Origin of the sequence: Sphingobium sp. IP1 (assembly GCF_002708645.1) — a bacterium.
Lineage (GTDB): Bacteria > Pseudomonadota > Alphaproteobacteria > Sphingomonadales > Sphingomonadaceae > Sphingobium > Sphingobium yanoikuyae.
In genome coordinates this window covers 1-10731 of sequence record NZ_NOIW01000142.1, presented here as the reverse complement: position 1 = coordinate 10731, position 10731 = coordinate 1, and the positions used below count along the sequence as shown (strand labels likewise).

9 protein-coding genes are annotated in these 10731 nt (G+C 61.2%); 3 read left to right on the top strand and 6 right to left on the bottom strand.

What is annotated here, in order from left to right; all coding sequences use genetic code 11:
• Nucleotides 1-81: 81 nt before the first annotated feature.
• The 3 genes from CG471_RS26915 to CG471_RS26905 form a co-directional block, all read right to left on the bottom strand.
• Nucleotides 82-2298 (bottom strand): strawberry notch-like NTP hydrolase domain-containing protein, encoded by a 2217-nt coding sequence (locus CG471_RS26915; RefSeq protein ID WP_099234347.1) that lies wholly within the window; start codon nucleotides 2296-2298, stop codon nucleotides 82-84.
• 67 nt (nucleotides 2299-2365) lie between these two features.
• Complete coding sequence (locus tag CG471_RS26910) at nucleotides 2366-3265, bottom strand: toprim domain-containing protein (protein ID WP_037509285.1); 900 nt, start codon at nucleotides 3263-3265, stop codon at nucleotides 2366-2368.
• A 62-nt stretch (nucleotides 3266-3327) separates the two neighbouring features.
• Nucleotides 3328-3648: a single-stranded DNA-binding protein gene (locus tag CG471_RS26905; protein ID WP_004212853.1), complete on the bottom strand. Its 321-nt coding sequence runs from the start codon at nucleotides 3646-3648 to the stop codon at nucleotides 3328-3330.
• Between the two features lie 784 nt (nucleotides 3649-4432).
• On the opposite strand from CG471_RS26905, the gene CG471_RS26900 reads away from it, so the two are divergent.
• A complete protein-coding gene (locus CG471_RS26900) occupies nucleotides 4433-5584 on the top strand; it encodes a replication initiation protein (protein ID WP_037492281.1) in 1152 nt (383 codons plus the stop codon).
• Nucleotides 5585-5635: 51 nt separating this feature from the next.
• Here the strand turns inward: CG471_RS26900 and CG471_RS26895 are convergent, their stop codons facing one another.
• Together CG471_RS26895 and CG471_RS26890 are read right to left on the bottom strand one after the other, a co-directional pair.
• A complete protein-coding gene (locus CG471_RS26895; protein ID WP_257211699.1) occupies nucleotides 5636-6838 on the bottom strand; it encodes a winged helix-turn-helix domain-containing protein in 1203 nt (400 codons plus the stop codon).
• Entirely contained in the window at nucleotides 6835-7071 is a 237-nt protein-coding gene (locus tag CG471_RS26890) for a hypothetical protein (protein WP_004212856.1), read from the bottom strand. Before CG471_RS26890 ends, CG471_RS26895 begins: the two co-directional genes overlap by 4 nt.
• 29 nt (nucleotides 7072-7100) lie before the next feature.
• On the opposite strand from CG471_RS26890, the gene CG471_RS26885 reads away from it, so the two are divergent.
• Nucleotides 7101-8303 carry an AAA family ATPase gene (locus CG471_RS26885; RefSeq protein ID WP_004212858.1) on the top strand — a complete coding sequence of 401 codons (1203 nt, stop codon included), beginning with the start codon at nucleotides 7101-7103 and terminating at the stop codon, nucleotides 8301-8303.
• A gap of 46 nt (nucleotides 8304-8349) precedes the next feature.
• Complete coding sequence (locus CG471_RS26880; protein WP_004212859.1) at nucleotides 8350-9390, top strand: ParB/RepB/Spo0J family partition protein; 1041 nt, start codon at nucleotides 8350-8352, stop codon at nucleotides 9388-9390.
• On the opposite strand, the gene CG471_RS26875 is transcribed toward CG471_RS26880, so the two are convergent.
• On the bottom strand, nucleotides 9384-10091 hold the full coding sequence (locus CG471_RS26875; protein WP_230588552.1) for a hypothetical protein: 708 nt from the start codon (nucleotides 10089-10091) through the stop codon (nucleotides 9384-9386). The genes CG471_RS26880 and CG471_RS26875 overlap by 7 nt on opposite strands.
• Between the last annotated feature and the right edge of the window lie 640 nt (nucleotides 10092-10731).

The following is a 10731-nucleotide window of genomic DNA, read 5'->3' as shown; positions in this document are numbered from 1 at the left end:
CTCAGCTGGTCCAGGGACCGCCGAGGTTCGCAACCAATATAATGCGCAGCAAATGCGCACACTATCATGGGAATTCGCCGGTTACGCCGCGCTCCTCCGCATTACCGCTTCCTCGCGATAAGCAATCTTATGCGCAGCTCGCCATAAGATGCCCCAGGCATCCGCATAGGCATCGTAGATTGCGATCTGGTCCGGGGTTAGCTGGTGTTCGAGAATGTCATACTCGACGCCAGCAAAACTGAGCGCGCGTGCCGCATAAAGACCCTGTGCCTTCAGATCGCGGGCGATCAGTTCCATTGCCGCGATGCCGCCCCGGCGCAGGCTTTCGACGAAATCGCGGCGGTCGGAAAAGGCCGTTCCCGGACCCCAAAGGCCGAGCCGGGTGGCATAAGCCAGATTGTTGACGTCCGAAGCCCCCGTCGCGGACACGTAGAGAACGCGGGCGCGGGGTAGGAGATTTTGCAGTCGGACGCCGGCGATGCCCTGCTCGGATCCCTTGGAGGTGCCGAACCGCCCTTCCCCGCCAGCCACGCCGGCCATTTCATGGGCTTCGTCGAAGACGATCATGCCTTCATAGCCGTCACCCAGCCAATCGGTGATCTGTTTGAGGCGCGTGCCCTTGTCGCCCCGGCTCGACCGCAAGGTAGCATAGGTGAGGAAGAGCACGCCCTCACTGGCCCCGATCGCCGTTCCGAGCTTCCACTGGTTGAGATGCTGGAGATCGAGCGCAAGCCCGCCGACCGCAACCCAATCACGACGGGCATCTTCGAGCAGCGTTTCGCTCTTGGAGATCCAGACATGCTTGCGGCGGCCGCGCAGCCACTGGTCGAGCAAGATCGCTGCAACCTGGCGGCCTTTGCCAGCGCCGGTGCCATCACCCAGGAAGAAGCCGGTGCGAACCCCGCTGCCCGCCTCGTCGGGCGTCAAAGTGAGACCTTCATCCTTGGTCAGGAATCGGCCCGGAAGATCGCGCTCGAACGCATCGCCTGCGTAGATGACGGTCTCGAGCTGCGCATCCGAGAGTATATTTTCGGTGAGCAATCTCGGCGGCAGGATCGGCGCATAGCGTGTCTTGGGCGCTGCGATCGAACCCATGGCGATCGATTCCACGAGCGCCGTCGGGTGAGGCCGCGCTGCTGCCAGGGCGATCCGGCTCGGTCGATAGGGAAGGTAGAGCCCGGAGGGTTCACCGACCGGCGCCGGGGCGTCGAGCACCTCGAATGCGATGGGTTCCGCCGGGGCAGCCACGTCGATGCGCTTCGGTGCCAAGGGCTTGATGGCACCACGGCGGGCGCCGGCTAGCAGAGCTGACGGGCGCGATACCACCCGGCCTGGGCGTATGGACGACGTCGCCGCAGTGAGCATTGGGTGAAGGGAACAGGCATCGAGGGCTTCGTCTAAGGTTGCGCAGGCGATCGCGCTGGCAGGGACGCCTTCAACGCCCTTGTGCAGGAGGAGAAGCTGGACAGCTTGTGTCGTACCGTGCCGCGCATAGGCAGACGCTGGTAATTCGATCTGGCGGAAGAGCGTAGAACCGGCCGTCGCGATCTTCCATTCACTCGATTGCGGATCAACGCGGGTGGGAAGGATTGCGACACAGCGACCACCCGGACGCAGGCGCGTGAGGGCAGAGCGCAGGTGGCGAAGGCCGGCAACCCGATCACGGCCGCGGCCCTCACTGCGCGAGAAGGGCGGATTGATCAGGATGACATCCGGCACCAGATCGACGGGAAGGAGGTCGTCGATGAGCTCACCGTCATGGCCGAAGATGCGGGCATCGGGGTAAGCAGCCGCGAGCATGGCCCGGCGCCAGGGATCAATCTCATTGAGGATCAGACGAGCCTGGGCACGACGGGCGAAGATGGCGAGCAGGCCAGTCCCTGCCGAGGGTTCGAGTACGACGTCGCGCTCGCCGATGCCGGCGAGCCGCGTCGCGATCAGGGCGATCGATGCCGGTGTCGAGAATTGCTGGAGATCAATCTGCTTCTCGCTGCGTACGCTATGAACCGGCAGGCGCGCGACCATGGCGGCGACAAGCGCAAGCTGAGCCGGCGCCGCGTCCGGCAATGTGCTGCCGGACAGGAAGAGCACCTGCCCCAGTTCGAGCACATCATAGGCATCACGGATCGACCAGTCCCCGCTCGCGGGTGCCGAGCCATAGGCGCGGGTCATGGCGCCGATCAGCGTGGGTCGATCGATGGGAATATTGCTCCCGATCTTTGCGGCGATTTCGCGCGCGGCAATGATGGCGGGGTCGGAGAAGTCGAGTTCAGCAACGGCGGAGGCGGTAGCGGGCATAATGGGGCTCCTTGATGTCGCCCGATGATCAGCACCGGGCCGCCTCGCCGAAGGCCCCCTCTCCTCTCTACAATGGCTGGGTCAGCAGACCGGACCTGGGAACCGAATTGCGGGCAAGCCTGTCGCGCAGGGCGTCATTCCAGTCGTCATGATCTTTTGGAAGCCAGTGTTCGACCTGGCGGTCGTTGGCAGAGAGATGTTCGTAGGCGCGCTCAAAGCATGTCCGTGCCGCCTCATTGCGCTGCCCGAATACTATGACCCGCCTGACGCTCGAGGGTATGCCGACATGGGCGTAGCGCTCGGCGCCGAGCACCGCCCAGACTGGCAGGTCAAACCAGTCGCGCGCTGAAAGGGCATCTTCGATCCCTTCGGCCAATCCAAGCGTGTCTTGCGGTACGCCGAATTGCACACTGCCCGATCCCAGCAGCCCGAGCGCAAGCTTCGGCTTGCGAAACGGGCGATGCAGGATGTCGGAAGGATCCAGGAACGTGCGATGGACCGCGACCAGTCCGAGTTCGTTTTTCACGGCGGCAATCATCGCCGGCAGACTTCGTCTATCCTTGCCCTTCCCGATGATAGTCGAGGGATTGAACCGCAACTCCGGTGTCGGGCTGAACACGCCTCGGGCGCTGAGATAGGTTTCAGCAAGCGTGCCATCGATAGCAACGCTGCGATGCCATAAGGTCTTGGCGAGACCGCTCAGATCACGAGCAGGCAGGCGCGGTTCAACGTGAATGGGGGCGCGGTCATGGAGGCCCTGCCGATCGAGCGCCTTCAGGATGTCGATCGAGGTGCAGCCGGCAAAGCATTTGAACAGGATGGCCTTCGTTCCCAAGCGAACGGACAGGCTTGGCGATCGATCATCATGCGCAGGGCATCGGCACTCGCCGTGTGAGCCTGTCCATCGGCCGCCCAGGCGTTCGACGATCTGCTTTGCGCGAGTCGCTGCGTCTAAAGAGGCAGGCATAGGGAAACTCCTTCTCGAACCGGAAGCGCAAACCCGGCCTGCCCCCTCCCCTCTTCGCGGCGCTATGCTGATTTTGGTGCGAGGACACCGAATTCCTCGACGATCCGGTCGGTCGTGTAATGGGTCGTTCCATCACGCTCGTAGGAACTGTCGCGTAGCCGGCCCGCTACCCGGACGAGATCGCCGACATGGACACGTTCTTCGATATACTTTCTCTGGCCCTCGCTGAAGATCACGACGCGGTTCCAGTAGCTGTCCTCGATCCACTCATCGCCTTCACCACGGCGGCGATAATTCGCGCAGACCGAGACATTGGTGACCTTGGGTTTGGCGTCGATCTCCCCGATCCGCCCTATAATCTCGAACTTTGCGAAGTTGATCATGGTGCCTCCAGCTTGGCGCTGAGCAAACATGAACGAGCAAACGATCGGATTTCGCACGCCATATGACTGCTGAGCTGCCGTGGGCTGCACGGTACGGGAGCACGACCTGGGCTCCTATCCCCCCAGTTGGAGGGATAGGCAGGGGAAGCAACAGGCCGTCTTCACTCGATGGTTGGCGGTTGATCTTGGGGACGAGCTACGCCCGACTGATGATGCGGATCTTGATGAGCGATAGCTGCCACCGCTGGTCACCGGGCACCACCGAATCACTTCTTCTGAAAGACTCCATCTATAAAAACGCCCGGCGCGCAGCGTCGGGGTGATTCTAAGATTCTAATGATTCTATGATTCAGGGCCGCTATGTGTTTGAAACCACAGACTGAATCAGGGTCTAACCTGACCTCTTGGGGGCTTTTGCCTGACTTCGCGGGGGATGTAACCTGTCCTGGCGGGGGCTCTAACCTGACCTCTTGGGGATCATCCTGTCTTCTTGGGGGAGGCGTGGTATCGTGACCGAACCATGTGTTTCGAGCCGCTTTTTGGTCCCTGTTTCGCGCGATACCGCTGACAATTGCGACTCGGCGGAATCACAGGCGGAATGTCCGATTCTCACGGGGAATCTATCCTGACCTTTTGGGGGCTCTAAGAAGAGTCTAACCTGACCTGACTTGACGAACGAGGTCAGGACAGGCAGTTTCCGAAACAGTGTGAGGTGAATCGCATGGGAGTGCCAGCGGAAAGCGTAGACGAGGAAGGCGGCGAAGAGACTTCGGCCGCCCGCTCGATGCGCGTGGCTGCAGCGCTCGCTCGCAAGGGTGGCGACCAGTTCGCCAAACCCGGTCGCCTTGTCGAGGTCCGCTTCGTCAAAGGGCAATCGCTCAGTCTGACCGCCTCCCGCCTCCTCGCCCTCATGATCCTGACTGCGGGCGGCGATGCCTGGCAAGACACGACGCACCGTATGCGAAAGTCGGACATCCGTCGCGGCCACAAGGGCAACGAACGAATTGTCGATATGCTTGAAGAGTTGCACAGAACGCTCTTCGCAGAGGATGACAAATCTTGGCGCGGCAAGCGCGCCACGAAGCGTTTCAACCTTATTCAGGCGTCTTGGGAAGAGGTCGAGGACAACGACAAGGAAACGGGCTGGATCGAGTGGCAGTTCACGCCTGACGCTCGCCGGCTTATCCAGGAGTCCGAAACCTATGCGGTGATGAACCGCCAGGCCGTGCTAGGGTTCAGGTCAGCCTATGCCCTGAAGCTGTACGAAGAGGGCGCTCTTCGCCTCCACAGACGGCAACCTGTGTGGAAAGTCGATATGGTGGGTTTGCGCGCGGCGCTGGGGATCGATCCCGACAAGTATGCCGACTTCGCTCAGCTACGCCGCAAGGTTCTGACGGTCGCCAAGGCAGAGATCGACCAGCTCGCCCACTTCACAGTCGAATGGCAAGAGATCCGGCGAGGCCGTGCCGTGATCGAGATCGAGTTCCGGTTCGTCTCGAAAGATGCGCCGGCGCAGATTGCAACGGTCGACGAACTCGAGCGTCATTCGAAGGGACGGAAAGCTAGGCGCGACGATACCGTCGAGAAGGTCGTGGCAAGCGATAGTCCCCTTCCCCACAGCCCGACCGTCGACGGCGTGGACGTGGCGAATGTCCTGAAGAAGGTAACTGCTGCGCTGGTAAGCTCGGACGCGGCGTCGTCGGGCGGGGTAGAATTGTGGGCAAGGTTCCCCCGGGGCCGGCTGCATTTCGGGGCTACCGAGGAGGCGGCTCGTGAGATTGGAGTTCGCTATGGCGGTGGCTGGGACGTCGACATGATCGCCGAGGCCTATCGCGACCATATGGGCGCTCGCTTGAACACCCTGTCCGGTACGAAACTCGAAAAGTCCTGGAAGGGCTGGTGCGAAGCCTTTTTCAATCGGCGAGGCCGGCCGTAACAGCACAAATTGCAGCCCTGCAATTTGTGCCACAAAGGGTCGTGCAGGCGGTCACACGCCCCTCACCGCATCGCCGAATATCACACGGTCCAATCCCAGCCACCGCGCCATTGACCGGAGGGCCTCGTCCAGCTCTTCGCCGGCATGAGCAGGCGCGTCGCTCTCGAACGTCTTTTGTTGAACGAGTAGCGCTTTCGCTTTCCGGTCTGCCTTCAGGTCGACCCGTGCGACGATCTGCTCATCAAGCAGGAACGGTAGAACATAATATCCATAGGTGCGCAGCGGAGCAGGGACGTATATTTCGATCCGATAGCGTATGCCAAAGAGGCGCTCGGCGCGGTCGCGTTCCCAGATCAATGGATCGAATGGCGCTAGCAAAGCGGCATGGCGTATTCGTCGTGGGCGCCTCGCCTCCCGGTGCAACCACGTTGACTGGTTCCACCCATCAATCTTCACGGGCTGAAGGACGCCCTCCTCCACGAGCTGCGCAATAGCTGGATGAGCCTCTGTTGGAGAAAGCCGGAAATAGTCACGCAGATCTTTTGCCGTTGCTACGCCAAGGGCGCGGGCGCTGTGCTCAATGAGTTGGCGTCTGGCTGCCGCAGGTTCCGGGGTGGGGAGAGCGAGGATCGTCTGTGGCAACACGCGCTCGGTGAGATCATACACTCGCTCGAAACTCGCACGTCGTGTCGCAGTGGTGATGTGGCCGGACCAGAAAAGCCACTCCAGCGCCATCTTGCTGTCGCCCCACTCCCACCAGCCTGCGCGTCGCTTCCCGCTTTCGATATCGGATGCAGCGAGGGGGCCGTCGTTGCGGATGCGCTCGAGGATCGAGATCGCGTCCGCCCGCCGATCGCGCGCGAATATGCGCAGACCCTTCCATCCAGTCTCGCCAGCGTCTGCCATTGCCTGTCGCCATCGCAGCAACGGCTGGAGGGGGAGGGGGATCAAAGACGCTTCGTGCGCCCAATATTCGAAGAGCCGACGCGATCGGAGTGGCCCCCAGGCGTCGGCCTCCAGCAACCTCGGATCATAAACACCAAGGCGCGAATAGGCCGGAAGGTAGTGAGCTCGCGTCAACACGTTGACGCTGTCGATCTGGTGGAGACCGAGCCGGGCGATAGTACGCCGCAAATGGTTAGCCCTGACAATAGAAGGCATGGCCTCACCAAAGCCTTGCGCGGCAAGGGCGATGCGTCGGGCAAGCGCGGGGTTGAGGCTCTCTGTCATGACGACACATATCAACGCGGTCACTTGCGACCCGCAAGGATGAACGTCGCGCTATCGTCAATCCTGTGCCCCCACCGAGTCAGGTTGCGAGCGGAAGGCGCGTCTGGCACAAATTGCAGGGCTGCAATTCCTGCCATGAAGGCGTCGATTAGCCCCCAAGAGGACAGGATAGAAGTACGGGCTGGCGATCCGACGGTCTCCATGGTCCAACTGTCAAATTTCGGGCGGATATTGACCAAAAAGTGAAAATCGAACATGGATGCTCCAGACTTTAACAGGAGCAGCTATGGCGTCCGCAATTGATGAAGTGCGGATGGGGGAAACACTCGATGTTGCGTCGCTCGCTGCTCGGTCTTCCTCTGTCCTTGAAAAGCTGCGCAACTCGGCCCGAAGCGCGCGCGCCGACGAGCGGCGAGAACCGACGTTTCAGATCGGAAAGGCCGCCGATCTGGTGGGGCGGACGACCGGAGCGATTCGCGAGGCCGAGAGCGATGGCCGTCTTGTGCCACCTCCGCGGACAGAAAGCGGTCGGCGCATGGGATACACGCTTGCTCAGTTGAATGACATGCGTGGCGCCTTTGGCACGCGCCCATGGCGCGATCCAAGCGACCCGTGTTCTGTCATCGCGGTCCAGAACTTCAAGGGTGGTGTCGGCAAGTCGACGGTGTCGGTCCATCTGGCGCAATATCTGGCGATCCGCGGCTATCGTGTCCTCCTGATTGATTGCGACAGCCAGGCGTCTGCTACGACCCTTTTCGGCTATGTGCCGGATCTCGATTTGAACGAGAACGACACGCTCTATCCGTACCTGCGAGAGGGTGAACGCAAGTCCCTCGATTATGCGATCCGCAAGACCCATTTCGATGGTCTTGACCTGATCCCGGCCAACCTGCGTCTCTTCCAGTCGGAATATGAACTCGCGGCGCGTATGGCGCGGGGGCAGGGGGCTCTGCTCGATCGAATGGCGCAGGGTATCGCCTCGGTGCAGGATCTCTACGATGTAGTGATCCTCGATCCGCCGCCAGCCTTGGGAGCAATCTCCCTATCCGTTCTCAGGGCAGCCAACGCACTGGTGGTGCCGGTTCCACCAACCGTGATGGACTTCTCCTCGACGGCTGCCTTTCTCGCCATGCTCGACGAGACCATTCAGGAACTCTCGACGCACGACCTCGCGCCGCAGCTGTCCTTCCTGCGCTTCGTGGCATCGAAGGTGGATGAGGGCAAATCGATGCAGAAGGGCCTGCTCGACCTGATGCGGCAGGTTTACGGAACCGCCATGGTACGCTCGCCGCTCAAGGACTCTGCCGAGATCGACAACGCTACCGCCCGTCTGATGACCGTTTACGAACTGGACGGCCCGATGACGAGCAAGACCGTGCGTGATCGCTGCCTGACCTATCTCGATGGCGTGAATGCCGAGATCGAGCTTGATATTCGTAAGACCTGGCCCAGCCATCTGAGCCGTTTGCGCAAGGATGGGCATGCGTGATGGACAAGAATTGCAGCCCTGCAATTTCGGCAAATAGGGGGGCAAAATGAGTTCGAAGAACAAGAGCTTTCTAGGCGATCTGGCGTCCTCTGTGGAGCCCAGCGCCGAAGGTCAGGAGCGTGGTCCGCGTTTGGGGGTAGGGGTCCTTGGCGGCCGTAACAATCGCTTGGCCGAACTAGCTTCCGGTGCGGTGGTGAATAACCCGCAGGAACTCGTTGATCCGGCGCGCTGCCGGATTTGGGAACGGCACAATCGGGACTACGGCGCACTGAGCCGTGAACGGTGTGACGATCTAATCGAGAGTATCCTCGCGCAGGGCAAGCAGGAGGTCCCCGCGATCGTTCGGCGCATTCATGAGCCGGACTATGATTTCGAGATCATCTGCGGGGCTCGCCGCCATTGGTCGGTATCTTGGCTACGGGCGAACAATCATCCCGAGGTGCGCTACCTCGTGGAAGTGCGCGATCTGACGGATGAGCAGGCGTTTCGCATTTCCGATCTGGAGAACCGGGCGCGCGAGGATCTCAGCGATCTGGAGCGAGCGCGAGACTATCTTAAGGCGCTCGATCTCTATTATGGCGGCAGCCAGAAGGAGATGGCGAGGCGGCTGAACCAGTCCGAGGCGTGGGTCAGCCGTTACCTTGATCTAGCCAGATTGCCTGAAGCCGTCGTCGCGGCTTTCCCAGATCCTTTCGAGCTGAAGATCTCGCATATCGGCAGTCTGAAGCCTGTGCTGAAATCCGACGATGATCGCTCGCGTGTGCTCGCCGAGGCGCGTCGTCTGTTTGAAGCGCGCGCGGCAGGCAATGAGGGGTTGCCCGCCAATGCTCCTGAGACGATTCGCGCCCTGTTAGCGGTGGTCGGGTCGGCCGCGCCGCGCAAGAAGGAGCCCAAGCCGGCAAAAGCCCCCAAGAGGACAGGATCGGATTCCGTGGTCGTGCATAGCCCCGGCGGCACGGCACTGCTTCGCGTCGACGGAAAGGACAGGCGTGGCGTGACGCTGACGCTCTTCCACAAAGGCGGCGGGAGTCGAGCGGAGGCCGAAGCAGCATTACGCGACCTTCTCGATTATCACTGGCCTCAATAAGGGTGGCCGCGTCTCTCTCTCGCCCGGCTGGCAAGCTTCGCCGCTCCTTGAGGAGAGATTTTAAGAAGCCGTGCGATCGCAGGGATGCGGATGCCCGGAAAGGCAGCCTCTAAGCGCATGAGGGCAGGGAGCTTACTGCGCCGGGTGACGCCGAGCTCCTTGGGAAGGTTGGCATCGAGCCTTTCAACGGCATCAAGTTCTTTCAGGCCAGTCAGCGCGGTGTCTCCAAGGCGCTTTTCGAGATCAACGGCAAGATCGCGCGCAGTGACGCCGAAGAATCTTGGAAGGCACACGAACGACGGGATGATCTGGGAGGTAAATCCTGCGGCGAGCAGCGCCATTGGAAGATGGCAGGCCAACAGCCAGATCGTGCCGAAGGTTCGGGGATCGACGGTGAGCTGGCGCCCGTCCAGCGTCGCTAGGGACCGACCGCCGACCGGCGCGATCTCGAGCTCCGCGTGGACCTCCAGGAGGCGCTCTGCGACCGCCAGAAGGGTAGGGGCTGGATATGGTTCGGCCAACCTCCGCTTGGCCGCTCGAAACGCCGATCCGAATAGAACGAGGTCGTGGCGGCCCCAGGTCTGCGCCTCCTCTCGATCGTCGAGCAGCAGGCGCAGCGCGTTGAGCGTCGCCTTGGCCACGGCATCACCTTCTGCTTCCTGTGCGAGCAGCACGAAGTGCACGAGTGCTGCGACCGACATGGGGTCATTCAGGCCTTCACAGTGGCGAGGAGGAGGGCTCCGGCCTGTAATCCAGGCAAGCAGGTCGCTTGTGTCGACCGGTAGCCCCGCGAGCGCGGCAACTGTTGAGGTCGCTGACATTCGCGCTCTCCCAAGCCAAATGTCGCGTGCTGGACTACGAAAAAGACGACCGTCGAGCCGACCGATGAGCAGCAGTGGGGCAGGGGAGGGCGGCCTCGGCATCCGATATGGTTATCGGTGATCTCAACCAAAGTCACATGTTAGTTGAGGCAGCCGATACTGATGGGAAATCGACATGTGATAATTGCAGTTATTGCAGAACCATTATCGCAACGGTAGGATGGCGGCTGTCGTTTTCAGGATACGACTGGACGCTCCGGCGCCGCCCAATTTCTGGATCCTGCGTTGAAAGAATACGGCTGGATTCAGGGAAGAATACCGCCGGACGCCTGGATGCTGCGTGGCTGATCTCCAGCGTTTTTCGGCGACACTTTCTTAGCGCATTCACAGGCTAGGCCCAGTCGGCCCGAAGCTGCGATTTTGGCCAGGTTGAAGAACGAACACTGAACGCTTGATTGATTCTACCAGGACCGTTGCTGACCACCGACCTCGTAGATATCGGCTTCCATGGAGCAATTGT

Bases quoted from the DNA above. Each gene is read 5' to 3' on its own strand.
- CG471_RS26915 (WP_099234347.1), bottom strand. From the start codon at position 2,298: ATGCCCGCTACCGCCTCCGCCGTTGCTGAACTCGACTTCTCCGACCCC.
- CG471_RS26910 (WP_037509285.1), bottom strand. From the start codon at position 3,265: ATGCCTGCCTCTTTAGACGCAGCGACTCGCGCAAAGCAGATCGTCGAA.
- CG471_RS26905 (WP_004212853.1), bottom strand. From the start codon at position 3,648: ATGATCAACTTCGCAAAGTTCGAGATTATAGGGCGGATCGGGGAGATC.
- CG471_RS26900 (WP_037492281.1), top strand. From the start codon at position 4,433: ATGCGCGTGGCTGCAGCGCTCGCTCGCAAGGGTGGCGACCAGTTCGCC.
- CG471_RS26890 (WP_004212856.1), bottom strand. From the start codon at position 7,071: ATGTTCGATTTTCACTTTTTGGTCAATATCCGCCCGAAATTTGACAGT.
- CG471_RS26885 (WP_004212858.1), top strand. From the start codon at position 7,101: ATGGCGTCCGCAATTGATGAAGTGCGGATGGGGGAAACACTCGATGTT.
- CG471_RS26880 (WP_004212859.1), top strand. From the start codon at position 8,350: ATGAGTTCGAAGAACAAGAGCTTTCTAGGCGATCTGGCGTCCTCTGTG.
- CG471_RS26875 (WP_230588552.1), bottom strand. From the start codon at position 10,091: ATGTCGGTCGCAGCACTCGTGCACTTCGTGCTGCTCGCACAGGAAGCA.